Source organism: Mucilaginibacter sp. 5C4 (genome assembly GCF_034345625.1).
GTDB lineage: Bacteria > Bacteroidota > Bacteroidia > Sphingobacteriales > Sphingobacteriaceae > Mucilaginibacter > Mucilaginibacter aurantiaciroseus.
In genome coordinates, this window is record NZ_CP133775.1 from 2,786,062 (window position 1) to 2,802,193 (window position 16,132).

Annotated in this window: 14 protein-coding genes; 9 read left to right on the top strand and 5 right to left on the bottom strand. The window is 44.1% G+C overall.

Features of this window, described 5'->3' with window-relative positions; all coding sequences use genetic code 11:
• Nucleotides 1–146: 146 nt before the first annotated feature.
• Both RHM67_RS13170 and RHM67_RS13175 read right to left on the bottom strand, forming a co-directional pair.
• Entirely contained in the window at nt 147–875 is a 729-nt protein-coding gene (locus tag RHM67_RS13170; protein ID WP_322227230.1) for a ThuA domain-containing protein, read from the bottom strand.
• A gap of 44 nt (nt 876–919) precedes the next feature.
• The gene (locus RHM67_RS13175) at nt 920–2,629 is read right to left on the bottom strand and encodes a GMC family oxidoreductase (protein WP_322227231.1); all 1,710 of its coding nucleotides are present in this window, start codon (nt 2,627–2,629) and stop codon (nt 920–922) included.
• Between the two features lie 143 nt (nt 2,630–2,772).
• Here RHM67_RS13175 and RHM67_RS13180 point away from each other — a divergent pair, with 143 nt between their 5' ends.
• From RHM67_RS13180 to msrB, 4 genes are all read left to right on the top strand, one after another.
• A complete protein-coding gene (locus RHM67_RS13180) occupies nt 2,773–3,621 on the top strand; it encodes an MOSC domain-containing protein (protein WP_322227232.1) in 849 nt (282 codons plus the stop codon).
• Nucleotides 3,622–3,798: 177 nt separating this feature from the next.
• Nucleotides 3,799–6,141, top strand: a complete 2,343-nt coding sequence (locus tag RHM67_RS13185; RefSeq protein WP_322227233.1) for a transglycosylase domain-containing protein — start codon at nt 3,799–3,801, stop codon at nt 6,139–6,141.
• A 69-nt stretch (nt 6,142–6,210) separates the two neighbouring features.
• Complete coding sequence (locus RHM67_RS13190; protein WP_322227234.1) at nt 6,211–9,435, top strand: eIF2A-related protein; 3,225 nt, start codon at nt 6,211–6,213, stop codon at nt 9,433–9,435.
• Nucleotides 9,436–9,561: 126 nt separating this feature from the next.
• Nucleotides 9,562–10,050 carry a peptide-methionine (R)-S-oxide reductase MsrB gene (gene msrB / locus RHM67_RS13195; protein WP_322227235.1) on the top strand — a complete coding sequence of 163 codons (489 nt, stop codon included), beginning with the start codon at nt 9,562–9,564 and terminating at the stop codon, nt 10,048–10,050.
• Here msrB and RHM67_RS13200 read toward each other — a convergent pair.
• A complete protein-coding gene (locus RHM67_RS13200; protein ID WP_322227236.1) occupies nt 10,040–10,402 on the bottom strand; it encodes a GIY-YIG nuclease family protein in 363 nt (120 codons plus the stop codon). The genes msrB and RHM67_RS13200 overlap by 11 nt on opposite strands.
• Before the next feature lie 85 nt (nt 10,403–10,487).
• On the opposite strand from RHM67_RS13200, the gene RHM67_RS13205 reads away from it, so the two are divergent.
• The 4 genes from RHM67_RS13205 to bioD all read left to right on the top strand — a co-directional run bounded on the left by RHM67_RS13205 (nt 10,488) and on the right by bioD (nt 13,556).
• Entirely contained in the window at nt 10,488–11,267 is a 780-nt protein-coding gene (locus RHM67_RS13205; RefSeq protein WP_322227238.1) for an XRE family transcriptional regulator, read from the top strand.
• Nucleotides 11,268–11,386: 119 nt separating this feature from the next.
• The gene (locus RHM67_RS13210; protein ID WP_322227239.1) at nt 11,387–11,755 is read left to right on the top strand and encodes a hypothetical protein; all 369 of its coding nucleotides are present in this window, start codon (nt 11,387–11,389) and stop codon (nt 11,753–11,755) included.
• A gap of 69 nt (nt 11,756–11,824) precedes the next feature.
• A complete protein-coding gene (locus RHM67_RS13215; protein WP_322227240.1) occupies nt 11,825–12,952 on the top strand; it encodes an 8-amino-7-oxononanoate synthase in 1,128 nt (375 codons plus the stop codon).
• Nucleotides 12,945–13,556, top strand: coding sequence for a dethiobiotin synthase (gene bioD / locus RHM67_RS13220; protein ID WP_322227241.1), 612 nt, complete (start codon nt 12,945–12,947; stop codon nt 13,554–13,556). Before RHM67_RS13215 ends, bioD begins: the two co-directional genes overlap by 8 nt.
• On the opposite strand, the gene RHM67_RS13225 is transcribed toward bioD, so the two are convergent.
• Both RHM67_RS13225 and RHM67_RS13230 read right to left on the bottom strand, forming a co-directional pair.
• Complete coding sequence (locus RHM67_RS13225) at nt 13,546–14,346, bottom strand: sterol desaturase family protein (RefSeq protein ID WP_322227242.1); 801 nt, start codon at nt 14,344–14,346, stop codon at nt 13,546–13,548. The two genes, bioD and RHM67_RS13225, sit on opposite strands and share 11 nt — an antisense overlap.
• A 66-nt stretch (nt 14,347–14,412) precedes the next feature.
• The gene (locus RHM67_RS13230; protein ID WP_322227243.1) at nt 14,413–15,006 is read right to left on the bottom strand and encodes a Crp/Fnr family transcriptional regulator; all 594 of its coding nucleotides are present in this window, start codon (nt 15,004–15,006) and stop codon (nt 14,413–14,415) included.
• 120 nt (nt 15,007–15,126) lie between these two features.
• On the opposite strand from RHM67_RS13230, the gene RHM67_RS13235 reads away from it, so the two are divergent.
• Nucleotides 15,127–16,014, top strand: coding sequence for a 3-hydroxybutyryl-CoA dehydrogenase (locus RHM67_RS13235; protein WP_322227244.1), 888 nt, complete (start codon nt 15,127–15,129; stop codon nt 16,012–16,014).
• The last annotated feature ends 118 nt before the right edge of the window (nt 16,015–16,132 follow it).

Sequence of the window (16,132 nt, forward strand, 5' to 3'; positions counted from 1 at the left end):
GAAAGGCCCGCTTCAAGTTGAAGCGGGCCTTTCTTGATTTCTCATACTAAACGATATTGAAGTATCTAAACGCCGAGAGTAATTTGCGATTACATAGTTCAATATTAGATCCTTTGCTATCGCTCAGGATGACAATAGAAACAAATCTACTTCTTCCCTATCGCATATTGTATGCCGCCCAGCAAATGCTTTAAATAAAGCGGATCAGCGTAAGACGCATCGGTATGGCCAAGGGCGGTATAAAATGCGCGACCACCATCGTAATTGTGGTACCAGCTCATCGGGTGGTTATCACCGTTCTCGCCGCCGGTATAGCTTTTTTCGTCTATTTTAATAAGCACATGCAAGTCCGGTGCTATCCATTTGAAGTTGTACCATTCATCAAGTCTGCGCCATGTGGCGGGTAAATGATTAGTTGCCGGAAAATCTCGGTCTACCACATCCAAATTCGCTTCCTGCTGTTTAGCGGGGTGGCTTTTAAAGTAAGCGCCAACCAGGTTACCATACCATGGCCAGTCATACTCGGTATCGGTAGCGGCATGGATGCCTACAAATCCCTTTCCCGATTTAATGTATTGCTCAAAAGCGGTTTGCTGCTCGTTGTTTAATACATCGCCTGTAGTGCTCAGAAATATTACTGCGGCGTACTGCTTTAAATTAGCAGTAGTGAACTTCACAGAGTTGGTAGTTGTGTCCACATCAAAATTATTCTCCTTACCCAACTTAATTATCGCAGGGATACCCACCGCGATCGACTCATGATGAAAGCCTGCGGTTTTACAAAAAACAAGCACTTTGGGTTTAGCCTTGGCAAAGCTTACACTTATAATAAGGCATGTAAGTAGTAAGGTGGTTAATATATTTTTGATCTTCATAATTTCTATTGTCTTATATCTTGATTCTTAAACTCTTGATTCCCCTAAAGGGTTCCTTTTTTCAATTCATCTACCGCGAAATTCGCAGCACGGGCAGTTAACGCCATGTAGGTTAACGACGGGTTTTGACAGGCAGACGAAGTCATGCAAGCGCCATCCGTTACAAAAACATTCTTGGCATCCCAAACCTGGTTGTGGGCGTTTAGTACCGACGTTTTAGGGTCGCGGCCCATACGTGCGGTACCCATTTCATGGATGCCGTCGCCAATATTGTGGCCGCTATCATGCGTTTCTACATTTTTAACACCCGCTGCTTCCAGCATGGCTTTGGCCTCTTTTACAATGTCGATACGCATTTTTTTCTCGTTATCCCTTATCTCGGCATCCATAGAAAGTACCGGTAAACCCCATTTATCTTTCACCGTTTTATCAAGGGTAATCTTATTCTCGTGGTATGGCAGTAGTTCGCCAAAACCACCAATGCCTATGCGCCAGCCTCCCGGTTCTGCAAGGGCATCTTTGTACGCACCGCCAATATTCAGTTCCGCAATTTCGCGGCTCCAGCCATTACGGCTTGCGCCACCCTGGTAGCCAAAACCACGCAGGTAATCGCGTTTATCATCACCCACGTTTGCAAAGCGCACCACGTACGGGCCGTTTGGCCTGCGGCCGTAGTAATATTTATCTTCGTAACCCTCCACATCGCCGCTGGCGCCAAGGTTGTAGTGATGATCCATAATATTATGGCCCAATTCGCCGCTGCTGCTACCCAGGCCACCTTGCCAAATATCGGTTGCAGAGTTCATCAGCACCCAGGCACTATTTAAAGCCGAAGCATTCACAAAAACGATCTTGGCGTAATATTCATACGTTTGATTGGTAACGGCATCCAATACCTCTACACCTTTCGCCTTTTGGGTATCCTTATCGTATAGTATTTTAGTAACGATAGATTGCGGCCTAACGGTTAGGTTACCCGTTTTTAAAGCAGCCGGTAAGGTGGACGACTGTGTGCTGAAATACCCGCCAAACGGGCAACCCTCCCAACACCTGTTCCTGAACTGGCAGGCCGTACGGTATGGGATAGCCTTAGTAAGGTTAGCCACACGACCGATGATCATGTGCCTGCCAAAATGTTTTTTGATGCTTGCGGCCACGTCCTTCTCTACCCAATTCAAGTCCATAGGCGGCAAAAACTGGCCGTCGGGCAGGTTGGGGATGCCCTCGATAGATCCGCTGATGCCTGCGAATTTCTCCACATGGTCATACCACGGTGCAATGTCTTTATAACGGATGGGCCAGTCAATCGCCCATCCGTCTTTGTCGTTAGCTTCAAAGTCGAGATCGCTCCAGCGGTAGCTTTGGCGCCCCCATAAAATAGAGCGGCCACCCAAGCGGTAAGATCGCCACCAATTAAAAGGTTTTACCTCGGTATACGGCGCGTCATGTTCATTTGTCCAGGCATCCATAATGGCTTCCTGCGCGCCCCAGTTACGGGAAATTACAGGGCGTTCTTTACGTTGTTTTTGAGTTGCGTTGCCGCGATGCTCAAAATCCCATGGGTTATAATTAGCTGTTTTATAATCTTTTATATGTTCGTAATTAGAGCCGCGCTCCAGCATAATGGTTTTAAGGCCGCGTTCGGTAAGCTCTTTGGCAGCCCAGCCGCCGCTAATGCCCGATCCTATTACAATTGCATCATAAGTGTTATTAGCCGTGGCCTTGCCATTAATGTTAGGAGCGTTTACTGACATATTTTTACAGGTTTAAACCGGTTTAGGGAACCGGATTGATAATTTGGTTTAACAATACTATTAAATAATAGCCAATAAATCAACTGTATTACAAACAATTATAATTGTTTGTAATTTGACAGACCAATGCCTTACATTTGTTTATGCTTAGCGTTAGTCAGCTACTTATTTACCCTATAAAATCCCTGGGAGGCATTGCCTTGAGCACTGCCCAACTGACCGACCGCGGCCTGGAGTATGACCGCCGCTGGATGCTGATAGACGAGAACAACCGTTTCCTTTCGCAACGCGAACATGCACAATTAGCTTTATTTAAAATTGAAATTTTAAGTGATGGATTGAAGGTTATTTATACTGCCGATAGCACGTTTGTCAACATTCCTTTTATCCCGCTAAAACAGGATTTACTTGATGTAACGATATGGGACGACACATGCGCCGGGCAATTGGTAAGTGATGCGGTTGATGCCTGGTTTACGGTAAAGCTGAGCAGCCCCACCCGCCTGGTTTACATGCCCGATGAAACTCATCGCGCTACCGACCCGCGTTATACAACATCAGGTTCAATCGCTTCTTTTGCCGATGCTTATCCTGCTTTATTGATCGGGCAGGCATCATTGGACGATCTGAACAATCGATTGGCGCAGCCATTACCTATAAACCGCTTTCGCCCGAATATTGTGTTTGAGGGTGGCGAACCATACAGCGAAGACCAGATGAATCACATCCGTATAAATGGTATTGATATGTACGGTGTAAAACTTTGCGCCCGCTGTGTGATGACCACCATCGACCAGGAAACGACGGCTAAAAGCAAAGAACCGCTGAAAACATTGGCAGGTTATCGCCGTAAAGGAGCTAAGATCCTATTCGGGCAAAATCTGGCTTTTAATAGCTCAGGAACTATCAGTGTGGGCGATGAGCTTAACTTATTATCCACCCATACCGAAGAACGTTTTTTTATAAACGTCCCGGCTACTTCTGCAGTTTAAACTCCTAACACTATTTTCTAAAACCGCTGTGCACTCTATGGTAATAAGCAAAATATATCCTGTAAAATATTTCTCTCCCTAAATATCTTAACTTAAAATTTACTCATTAAAATTGCGTTCTTAACTTTTGTCAATTGCCCGCTATGATTTGGGCGCTTAATTTTACATCTTTACCCAATGTTCAGAGAAATAAAGAACCGGTACCTAAGATATTTCACCATCTTCATATATGCTATAATTGTTTTTTTCTGCGCTATCGAAATTAACTTTCTTTGGTTGTTCGGCTATTCGCCCGATATGCAGGATATTAAACAACCCACCATGTCGGTGTCATCAGAGGTTTATACCGCCGATGGTAAGCTGATCGGTCGTTTTTACAAAGAGAACCGCTCTCCTGTCGAATATAAAGCCATCTCCCTTAACCTGATCCACGCTTTGGTTGCTACCGAGGACGTACGTTTTTACAAACATGGCGGTGTAGATTTTCTGGGTTTTATGGGCAGTTTGGTTTCTACGGCAACAGGCGAACGCCGGGGTGGCAGTACCATTACGCAGCAGCTGGCGAAAAACTTGTTCAGCACCCGTAAGCGTAAATCGCAGGGATTGATAAAACATATACCCCTATTGCGCACCGTAGTTTTTAAATGTAAAGAGTGGATCACCGCTTATAAAATAGAACACCAATACAGTAAGGAGCAGATCCTGACCATGTACCTGAACACTGTTCCGTTTGGGAATAACTCCTTCGGGATAAAAACGGCTACTTTAAAGTATTTCAACAAAATGCCCGATGCCGTTAACCCTGCCGAAGCAGCAACGCTGATAGGCATGTTAAAAGCGACATCAACCTATAACCCAAAAACAAACCCCACACGCTCGGTTGAACGCCGTAACGTGGTGCTTAGCCAGATGTTGAAGTATAACTACATCGATAAACCGGCTTATGCTGCTAATGTAGCCCTACCGCTAAATCTTGATCTGAGTTATGTTGATCGTACCGGACAAGGCGACTCTTACATCCGCCGCGCGGTTGAAAAATGGTTGGACAAATGGTGTAAGCAAAACGATTACGACCTTTACGAAGATGGTTTAAAGATCTATACCACCATCGATTCAAAATTGCAGCAATACGCCGAAGAAGCCGTTGCAACCAAAATGAAGATGCTGCAAAAACGCTTCAATAATTTGTGGGGCAATAAAAATCCATGGAGAGACAGTAAGGGCGTAGAGATTAAAGACTTTTTACTAAAAGCCGAGCAAAGATTGCCAATCTACAAATTACTAAGCAAAAAACACAAAGGCGATACCACACAGATCAACAACTATTTTGAGAAAAAGAAACGCATGAGCGTGTTTACCTGGAATGGCGATAAGGATACTACCTTCTCCAGCGTTGATTCGATTAAATACTACACCAAGATCCTCAATACGGGTATGATGACCATGGAACCATCTACCGGGAAGATCAAAGTTTGGGTTGGCGGCATCGACCATAAATATTTTAATTACGACCACGTAAACCAGGCCAAGCGCCAGGCGGGTTCTACTTTTAAGCCTTTTGCTTACGTAACCGCTTTAGATAACGGCTTTACCCCCTGCGATAAGTTTACCGATAAACCGGTGACCATTAAATTTAAGGATAACGGTAAGGACGATGTTTGGCAGCCAAATAATGCCGATTTCCACTTCTCGTACCGCGAAATGTCGCTGCGCTGGGCTATGGGCAAATCGGTAAATTCCATTACCGCGCAGGTAACCGAGCATGTTGGCTGGGATAAAATTGTAGAATACGCGCACAAAATTGGGATCGAGAGCCCGCTAAAATCGGTACCGTCGGTATCGTTAGGATCTAACGATGTTTCGGTTTATGAAATGGTGCGTGCATACAGCACTTTCCTTAACAAAGGCGAAAAGGTTGACCCATTATTAGTTACTAAAATAACCGACCAGAAAGGTAATGTGATCGAGGAATTTACGCTGAAGGCCGAGCGCGTTTTAAGCGAAGAAACCGCTTGGTTGATGCTTTATATGTTCCGCGGCGGTATGGAAGAACCGGGCGGTACTTCGCAAGCCCTGTGGGAATATCCAAGCCTTTGGAAAAAGAACAACCAGATAGGTGGTAAAACAGGTACATCAAGCGACTACGTGGATGGCTGGTATATGGGTATTACTAAGGACCTTGTAACAGGCATTTGGGTTGGTGCCGATGACCGTAGCGTACACTTCACTAATTCTGAAACCGGTGAAGGATCGCATACCGCGCTGCCAATATTCGGCGCGTTTATGGAAAAGGTTTATGCTGATCCTAATTCGGGCTACACGTACGGGCCATTCCCTAAGCCCTGGGTAAAAATAACCAAGGAATACATGTGCCCGTCGCCGCAGATCCGCGAGGATACAACATCTACCGATAGCCTAATGGAAATGCCGATGGATACCACGGCCGCGCCTGTTAGTGTACCGGCAACCGAAGAAAAGAAAGAGGAAATGCCGGAAAATAAACCGCCTGCCACGAAATAATTAAGGCAACCCTGCTTGATTGGGGAACGTATATTATATAAATTAGCCATATCGTATAAACCGCTATGTATGTATAAACGTTACCCCTGTAATTTATCCATCAAGTATCCTTTTATATTATTTTGCCTTGTATTCGCGCTGTTATTTAACCAACAGGCTAAAGCCCAGTATTTTGGGCAAAACAAGGTGCGCTATAAAAACCTAAAGTTTAAGGTTTACAAAACCCCGCATTTCGAGATCTATTACTATCTAAAAAACGATAGCCTAATAAAACGTTTCGCACAAGAGAGTGAGTTGTGGTACACGCTGCACCAGCAGGTATTCCGAGATACGTTTAACAAGCCCAACCCTATTATCCTTTACACCAATCACCCTGATTTTCAGCAGACAACAGCTATCGACGGCGAGATAAGCGTGGGTACCGGTGGTATTACCGAAGGTTTAAAAAACCGCGTGGTAATGCCCATTATGGAAACCAATCAAACTACCCGCCACGTTTTGGGGCACGAGTTGGTTCACGCGTTTCAATACCATATGCTGCTTAGCCGCGATTCTTCTAACTTCGAAAATATTGGCAACATCCCGCTTTGGATGGTGGAGGGTATGGCCGAATACCTATCCTTAGGCAAAAAAGACGCCTATACCGCCATGTGGATGCGTGACGCTTATCTGAATCACGACATACCTACCATACGAGCTCTTACCCAAAGCAATAAATATTTCCCGTACCGATATGGCGAGGCGTTCTGGTCGTTCCTTGGGTCAACCTATGGTGACACTATCATAGTGCCTTTCTTTAAAAATACGGCACGTTTCGGGTTAGAATACGGAATCCGCCGGACTTTAGGTTATGACGATAAAACCCTCTCCCGCCTGTGGCAAAACTCCATCGAAAACACTTATAAGCCCTATTTAAAAGATACCGTGCAAACGCCGGTTGGCAAACGCCTTATCGATGCTAAGTTGGGCGGCGATTTGACCGTTGCCCCTTGTATTAGTCCGGATGGAAAGTATTTGGCATTTCTATCCTCAAAAAGTTTGTTCAGCATCGATCTATACCTGGCGGATGCTAAAACGGGCAGGGTGATAAAACAGTTAACCAGCAAAGTATCTAACACGCATATCGATGAGTTTAACTTTATCGAATCAGCGGGCACATGGTCGCCGGATAGCCGGAAGTTCGCGTTTAGCATATTTAGCAAAGGGCGTAACAGGATGCTGGTTGTTGATGTGCCGGATGGAAGGATCGTAAATGATGTTTCGATGGGGAAGGCCGAGCAGTTTGGCAACCTTACCTGGTCGCCTGACGGTAAAAATGTAGCTTTCCAGGGAATGTCTGAAGGCCAGGGCGACCTTTATATGTATAACTTTGAATCTAAAAAAGTTGTTCAGCTCACCAACGATAAGTTTTCAGATTATCAGCCAAACTTCTCAGAGGATGGCAAACACATCATCTTCTCGAGCGACAGGGCAACTTATGACAAAAAGCTATCCCAGGATATCACTTTTAACTTAGCTGAACTGGATATCACCACCGGTAAAATAACTAATATAAAAGTATTCGACGGGGCTAACAACCTTAACCCGCAGTATTCTTCGGACGGTAAGCAGGTATATTTCCTGTCTAACAAAGATGGCTTCCGCAATATGTACCGGTATACTTTTGCAGGCGCTAAGGTGGAGCAAATGACCGATCTGTTTACCGGCATCTGCGGTATTACCGAGTATTCGCCGGCATTGAGTTTATCCAATAACGATGATGTGGTTTACTCCTACTATCGCGCCCAAAAATACGCGATCTATAATGCCAAAGTATCCGACTTTAAACCAGTTGTGGTTGACGCCGGGACAACAAACTTTACAGCGGCTATGCTGCCGCCATTGCGCGCTGTGGGTGTCGACCTGATCAATTATAACCTGAATAATTATCTCGCTTACAGCAAGATCCCTTTAGATTCGATCCATGCAATCCCATATAAACCCAAGTTTAAGTTAGATGCCTTGGGCAGTACAGGTGTAGGAGTTTCGGTTAGTTCGTTTGGAACAGGATTGGCAAGTGGTGTACAGGGTGTGTTCAGCGATATTTTGGGCAGGAACCAGATCTATGCGGGTGTTGCCGTAAATGGCGCGATCTATGATTTTGGGGGATCAATATTATACATCAATCAACAAGGTCGCTGGAATTTTGGCTTGGGTATATCACATATCCCTTACCAATCCGGCACTTATGGGTACAACTTTACCAATATTGAGGTTAGTGGTAAATCGACACCTGTTTACGAAGAAAAAACGGATATCATCCGCACTTTTGAAGACCAAATACAGGCTTTTGCGTCTTACCCCCTATCCCGCACTTTACGTACCGAAATAGGGACAACAGCTTCGCGATACTCTTACCGGGTGGACAGGTACAGCAGTTACTATTCATACACCAATACGCCCGATGCAAATGGTGTAAACCAATTGGCTGTAGGCAACCTGCTTGATTACAAGAAACATAAAATTTCGCGCACGCAATTCCTTGCTGAAAACGGCATCGACTTAAAACCATTCAATATCTATGGCTTAAGCGCCGCATTGGTTGGTGACGATTCCTACTTTGGCATTGCCGCTCCTTTGAACGGACACCGTTTCCGCATCGAGGCGGAGTATAATGTGGGTACTTACAACTTCTTCTCTCCTACTATCGATCTGCGCAAATATGTACGTGCTGCTCCGTTGACCTTTGCTGCAAGGCTTTATGGTTACGGCCGCTTTGGTAATAATGTCAGCGGTCTATATCCGCTATATGTGGGTTATCCATTCTTGATCCGTGGTTACGAGGCGCAAACATTTTATAACTCCAAAACAGCAAATAAAAATGGCTTTACTATCGATCAGCTTTCGGGCAGCCGCATCGCGGTAGCAAACTTCGAGATCCGTTTACCATTTACCGGGCCGGAGAAACTGGCGGTTATCAAATCAAAATTTCTTTTCACCGATCTTAACCTGTTTTTTGATGCCGGTTTAGCCTGGAACAAAGGCAACGACATCAGGTTCCAGAAAGCACCCGATGCCATAGGCCAAACGCCTGTGTTAGATAATAATGGTAACCCTGTACTTGATGGCAACGGCAACCCGCAAACGCAAACCACTTATAATACCAACCAGCGTGTGCCGTCACTAAGCGCGGGGTTCTCGTTAAGGGTAAACTTTTTTGGCGCTTTTATACTGGAACCTTACTTTGCCGTTCCGTTTAACCGTACGGATGTTAAAAAACCTGTATTTGGTTTAACGTTTGCACCGGGATGGTAGGTTGACTTAGGATTTGAGAATTACGATTTTAGATTTAGCACTTGCAATTTGCGAGCGCTTTTTTGCCTCTTATAATCAGACTTAGCGATGACAACTGAACAGGCAAGATATTCGTAATTAGATATTATGAAAAGATCGATCTTAGCGATACTGATAGTTAGCATGTTATCCACCTTTGGGTGTGACAATAGCAACGGACAAAATAAAAAAACACAGGAGAATAGGCCGATGGCTAAGCCTGCATCTGGGTGGAAACAAAAGCTTACGGCTAACCAGTACGAGATAATGGTGAACCGTGGTACCGAACCACCTTTCCAGAACGCCTATCATGATAATCACCAAAAAGGTGTTTACCTAAGTGCGGCTACCGGCGAAGTATTGTTCAGCTCGGAAGATAAATTTGACAGTGGTACCGGCTGGCCAAGCTTTGTAAAGGCTGTTGACCCTAACAAAGTAGAAATTGTACACGACAGTAGCTTTGGCATGAGCCGCGATGAGGTTATTGAAAAAAGCACGGGCCTGCACCTTGGCCACGTATTTGATGACGGCCCTAAAAACAGGGGCGGCAAAAGATACTGCATGAACTCGGGCGCATTGGTGTTTGTTAAAAAGTAACCGCCCTGCGTACCGCTTGTATAGAAGGCCTGCCGTAAATGGCGGGCCTTACTCTTACACCACTTTCGTATTTAAGGCCTGCAGTAAGGTCAACCCAATCCGGATTTACGGGACGGATCATTTTTTCTTTTTGAGGGCGTGTATATGTGCTTACCATTTTAAAGCGTTCCATAGCCTGTTCCTCGGTATTTATCTCTTCAAAATAAACCAAGCGGTTTAATTGCTGCGCGCTGTCAAAAAACAAGGTAGGCATCTCACCATAAAACTTAAGGGTTTTAAGCAAGTCTGTGCACATACCTACGTGTAAATTTTTCCTGTTCCTGTCTGTGATTATATATACGAACCTTTTCATTTGATAAAAAAATTTGCTTGTTAAAAAATAATTACTAATTTTATGAGCATAAAAATACTAACAATTTTAGCAATTCCAAATTTTTATGGCAAATATTTCACAAAATATTAAATTCCTTCGCAAAAAGAAGGGCCTAACCCAGCAGCAATTCGCCAATCAGGTAGGCATAAAACGTTCATTAGTAGGCGCATATGAAGAAGAACGCGCCGAACCCAAATATGAACTACTAAAACAATTAGCAATATTTTTTGACATATCTATTGATGATTTCATCAACGAAACCATCGACGAGAAGTGGGCGCCGAAGCCAAAAGGCAACCCCGCAAACCTCAGGGTGCTAAGCATTTCGGTAGATAAGGAAGATAATGAGAACATTGAGATGGTACCATTAAAGGCCAGCGCCGGTTATTTAAATGGCTATGCTGATCCTGAATATGTGGGCCAGTTACCAAAGCTTTATTTGCCTATGTTTAAACAGGGTACTTATCGTGGGTTCGAAATAAAAGGAGATTCGATGCTGCCGCTACAATCCGGTACTACTATAATAGGCGAATACCTGGAGAACTGGGCCGACGTTAAAATTGGCGAAACTTATATTATTATCTCTAAAAGCGATGGCGTGGTTTATAAACGTGCCGGCAATAAATATAAAGAAGGCCGCAACCTTAAACTGGTATCAGACAATCCCGTTTACGACCCTTACGAAATAAGCGCGGACGATGTGCTGGAAGTTTGGAAAGCAAAGGCATACATATCTACCCACATGCCGATGCCTACCCCCGAGCCTACTATGGAAAGCCTTACCACGATGATGGCCCAGATGCAGCGCTCGATAGCTAATTTGAATAATAAGGAAGTAAATTAAATACGGCAACATTTAAGTTACACTTAAGCCATAACTCATAACAATTAAGTTACATAGCATCAGGTTAAACTAATCACCATTATCTTTTTCTATAACATCAGTTAAACTAAAAACAAGAGATGAAAAAGATTATGATGATTTGCTTATTCGTATTAGGAATATCAGCAGTTAGCTATGCACAAGGTGGAGGTCGCCAGAGAATGACTACAGCCTACAGGGTTAAAGCCATGAAAGATTACTTAAAAATCACTAACGACCAGGCAGCAAAAATTACAGTTATTTACGATGCTCAAATAAAATCAATGGATAGCTTGCGTAATGCAGGCGGCGATATGCGTACACAGATGCGCCCGATGATGCAGGCTACTACTGATAAAGTTAAGGCCGTATTAACTCCAGAGCAGGCAGCTGCATGGCAAAAAGAAATGGACGAAGCACGCGCTCAACGCCAAAATGGCAGTGGCGGCGGTGCACCATCTAACAAGTAATAACATTATTGCTAAAATAAAATAAGCGGCTATAGTCCGCTTTTTTTATTTTAGCGGAAATTTAAAAGTGTGGCATCATCAGAAAAATACATCCAAAACAGACTTGATGAACGCAAAGTGCTGGGCACCTACCGCAGCCTTAGTACGGAAAGTGACCTGGTTGATTTTTGCTCAAACGATTACCTTGGCTTTGCACGCTCCCCTGCTTTAAAAGCCAGCATCCAACAGGAAATTGATGCACATCCACTAAGTTTAAACGGGGCAACCGGATCGCGCCTGATCTCCGGTAACATCACCTACACCGAAGAACTGGAACAGCAGATAGCTGCGTTTCATAAAAACGAAGCGGGTTTGCTATTTAACTCGGGTTATGATGCTAATGTGGGCTTGTTCTCATCGCTCCCACAAAAGGGTGATACTGTTATTCACGATGATCTGATACATGCCTCTATTATCGACGGTGCGCGCCTAAGTCATGCCAACCGCTATATATTCAGCCATAATAATTTGGACAGCCTGGAGAGCAAGCTAAAGCAGGCCAAAGGCATTTGCTATGTGGTGATTGAAAGCGTGTATTCGATGGATGGCGATACCCCGCCTATTGCAGATATATTGAAACTGACCGAACAGTACGGTGCGAACTTAATTGTAGACGAAGCCCACGCTGTTGGCTTATATCCCTCAGGGTTAATATCTCATTTAGGTTTACAGGATAAAATATTTGCCCGGGTGGTAACCTTCGGAAAAGCATTAGGCTGCCACGGTGCAATTGTTTTGGGCAGTAATTTGCTTCGCCAATACTTGATCAACTTTTCGCGTGCGTTTATTTATACTACAGCGGCATCATTCCAACAAATAGCTACTGTGAAGATGGCTTATGAACTGTTGAGCAAGTCATCAACAGAAATAGAAAAACTTCATTATAACATCAACCTTTTTAAACAGGGAATTAAGCAAAGTGAAACCTATCCTTTATTACAAAGCGATAGCGCTATCCAATGTATCATATTAAACAATAACGAAAGGGCTAAGCATGCGGCTCAAACTTTGCAAAACGCCGGATTGGACATAAGGGCAATATTAAGTCCTACGGTTGCCAAAGGTGCCGAGCGCATCCGCATTTGCATTCACTCCTATAATACTGCGGAAGATATCAATCTGCTTACCTCAACTATTAATAACATCATCCATGCATAAACCGCTATTTGTAACCGGTATTGGTACCGATATTGGCAAAACCCTCATCTCGGCCATATTGGTAGAAAAACTTAAATGCGATTACTGGAAACCCGTGCAAGCCGGCGAACTGGATAATAGTGATACGATGAAAGTGCAACGGTTGATCTCAAATGACCAATCTGTTTTTCACCCCGAGGCTTATCGTTTAACACAACCCTACTCGCCCCATAAATCAGCGGCGCTGGATGGTGTTACCATAGAAGAGCAAACCATCATTGCTCCAAAAACTGGTATCCAATTATTGATTGAAGGGGCTGGTGGCCTGATGGTGCCGTTAAATGATCATTGCCTGGTTATTGACCTGGTCAAACAATTGGGTGCAGAAGTGATACTGGTATCACAAAATTACCTGGGCAGCATTAACCATACGCTATTATCTATCGAAGCTTTAAAACAGCGCTGCATACCCCTTAAAGGAATTATATTTAATGGCGACGAGAACACTTCTACAGAGGATTATATTACCACTTACACACAGGTAGCTCATTTAGGAAGAATCCCTAAACTTGACGCGGTTAACAAAGAAACCATAGCCAATGCGGGCAGATATATTAGCTTATAGACTCGCTGATAACACCTGTTTGTTTTTTGCCAAACCTGTTTGCCTGCACCCGGTCGTAATCTTTCACATAATCGGGGTGCTCGGTTTTTAGCAGCCTGTCCCAAAGCCTAAAATACAAGCCATAATTACCTTTAAATTTGCTATGGTGCATATTATGGTAAACTGATGTGCTGATGATCTCAAAAAAGAAAGAATTTCGCAGCCATTTAGGTGCTATCTCGTACCCCAAGTGCCCGTAAACATTGATAATGAACCCTACAATGGTAAACCACACCGCCATTAACGGGTGAATAGGGATAACCATCACAATTACCAACAGCACCATACCCTCCGTCAAGGCCTCCCCGAAATGGAACGAATACGACGCCCACGGCGATGGGTTGGTAGACTGGTGATGCACCAGATGCGTTAGTTTAAAAAGCCTTTTATGATGCAGTAACCGGTGCATCCAGTAAAAATAAGTATCGTGGATAACGAGGCTCAGCACCAAACTTACGGGCAGGTACCACAGCGGAAAATCGGTTAAATTGGTGTACAACTGGGTGTGATCTTTAAGCGGCGTATACAATACCACATAAGCAATCACCGCGAAGACCGCCGTTGTTTGCATAGATTGAAGGATCTCTCGTTTAAAATCTATAAGGTCGGCGGCGCGGTTCTGTATTTTCGATTTGCTGTACCAATTGGCGAGTACCTTATAGAATAAAAAAAAAGGCACCCCCGCAAGTATAAAATACCTGACGGCTATAATGCTGAATATGGTGACCAATGCGTGCAGTAACTTTTCCATACTTTGTTAATTTATTACAGCACAAATGTAGCCGCGCGCATGTCGCAAAAAATTAACAAAAGATAATTAACGCTTTTTGGGCGATGCAATCCGTTTACGGATGCGGCTTAACGATACAGGGGTAACACCCAGCAAGGTAGCCAGGTATTTATTGGGCACACGGTTTACGATATCGGGCTTATCGTGCACAAGCTTCATATACCGCTCCTCAGTCGATAAAAGCACAAACGACTCCACCCTTTCCATGGATTCGGCAAGCATACCCAAAATGAAGGTATTACGTTGGGCCGATAAACGTGGGTTATTATCAATAATGGGCTGTGCTTTTTTAAAGTCGAGTTCCATTATCACGGTATCTTCCAGCGCCTGGTAAATAAAACGCGACGGCTTTTCAAAAACGATTGTATCTACTGCTGCAATAAACTGGTTCTCCCACCTAAGTAGCAAGGTGCGTTCTTCACCATTTTCCTTCAGGTGATAGCCTCTTATTAAACCGCTTTTTATGAAAGCTACTTTATGGCAAATTGTATCTATATCGATGTAAACCTCACCTGCCGCTATCTTCCGGGTTTTAGCGAGGGTAACCAGCTCATACATATCTTTTAAGCTAAGCTCTTTAAAAATGGAAAGGTAAAAGCTGATCTCGTCGGTGGTAAGCATTGCTGCAATTTAGCTAATTTATCAGCTGCTATAAAAAAACAATTTAGGCAAGTTTCAATTGTATAATTCCTAATTTGCAATTGTTTTTACGACTGCCCAAAAGGCACAACCAATTATACCATGAAGAATATTACAGTTATAGGATCGGGCACTATGGGGAACGGCATTGCCCATACCTTTGCGCAGAATGGGTTTAACGTGTCGCTTGTTGACATCAGCGATGCCGCCCTGCAAAAAGCACTGCAAACCATAGCCGGCAACCTGGACCGACAGATTAAAAAAGGCGCTATTAACGACGCTGCCAAAACCACTACCCTTAGCAATATAAAAACTTATACTGATGTAAGCGAAGGTGCAGCCAATGCCGATCTGGTGGTTGAGGCCGCTACCGAAAATAAAGAGATCAAACTGAAACTGTTTAAACAGTTAAGCGAGGTATGCCAACCGGGGGTTATCCTGGCATCAAATACATCCTCCATATCCATTACAGAAATAGCTGCAACGACCAGTAACCCTGCTAATGTGATAGGAATGCACTTTATGAACCCTGTACCTGTTATGAAACTGGTTGAAGTCATCCGCGGGTATGCCACTACCGACGAGGTTACTAATACCATTATGGAACTATCGCGCCAGCTGGGTAAAGACCCTGTTGAGGTGAATGATTATCCCGGTTTTGTTGCTAACCGCATCCTGATGCCGATGATAAACGAGGCCGTTTACACATTATTTGAAGGCGTGGCAGGCGTACACGAAATTGATACCGTTATGAAACTGGGGATGGCCCACCCTATGGGCCCGCTGCAACTGGCCGATTTTATCGGCCTTGATGTTTGCCTGGCGATACTAAAAGTGCTGCATAACGGTTTCGGCAACCCTAAGTATGCACCATGCCCGCTATTGGTAAATATGGTAATAGCCGGACACCTTGGCGTTAAAAGTGGCAGGGGTTTTTATAAGTATACCGCAGGCAGTAAAGATCTGGTTGTGGCTGATAAATTCGCATAAAGATGTCATGGTGAGCCTGTCGAACCATTTGCGCTTGAATAGGTCTTCGACTGGCTCATACTGGCAAATGTTTGTACAAAAAAAGCACCGCCAAATAGCGGTGCTTTTCAATATCAAA

Coding starts and splice junctions, on each gene's coding strand:
- RHM67_RS13170 (WP_322227230.1), bottom strand. CDS start 875: ATGAAGATCAAAAATATATTAACCACCTTACTACTTACATGCCTTATT.
- RHM67_RS13175 (WP_322227231.1), bottom strand. CDS start 2,629: ATGTCAGTAAACGCTCCTAACATTAATGGCAAGGCCACGGCTAATAAC.
- RHM67_RS13180 (WP_322227232.1), top strand. CDS start 2,773: ATGCTTAGCGTTAGTCAGCTACTTATTTACCCTATAAAATCCCTGGGA.
- RHM67_RS13185 (WP_322227233.1), top strand. CDS start 3,799: ATGTTCAGAGAAATAAAGAACCGGTACCTAAGATATTTCACCATCTTC.
- RHM67_RS13190 (WP_322227234.1), top strand. CDS start 6,211: ATGTATAAACGTTACCCCTGTAATTTATCCATCAAGTATCCTTTTATA.
- msrB (WP_322227235.1), top strand. CDS start 9,562: ATGAAAAGATCGATCTTAGCGATACTGATAGTTAGCATGTTATCCACC.
- RHM67_RS13200 (WP_322227236.1), bottom strand. CDS start 10,402: ATGAAAAGGTTCGTATATATAATCACAGACAGGAACAGGAAAAATTTA.
- RHM67_RS13205 (WP_322227238.1), top strand. CDS start 10,488: ATGGCAAATATTTCACAAAATATTAAATTCCTTCGCAAAAAGAAGGGC.
- RHM67_RS13210 (WP_322227239.1), top strand. CDS start 11,387: ATGAAAAAGATTATGATGATTTGCTTATTCGTATTAGGAATATCAGCA.
- bioD (WP_322227241.1), top strand. CDS start 12,945: ATGCATAAACCGCTATTTGTAACCGGTATTGGTACCGATATTGGCAAA.
- RHM67_RS13225 (WP_322227242.1), bottom strand. CDS start 14,346: ATGGAAAAGTTACTGCACGCATTGGTCACCATATTCAGCATTATAGCC.
- RHM67_RS13230 (WP_322227243.1), bottom strand. CDS start 15,006: ATGCTTACCACCGACGAGATCAGCTTTTACCTTTCCATTTTTAAAGAG.
- RHM67_RS13235 (WP_322227244.1), top strand. CDS start 15,127: ATGAAGAATATTACAGTTATAGGATCGGGCACTATGGGGAACGGCATT.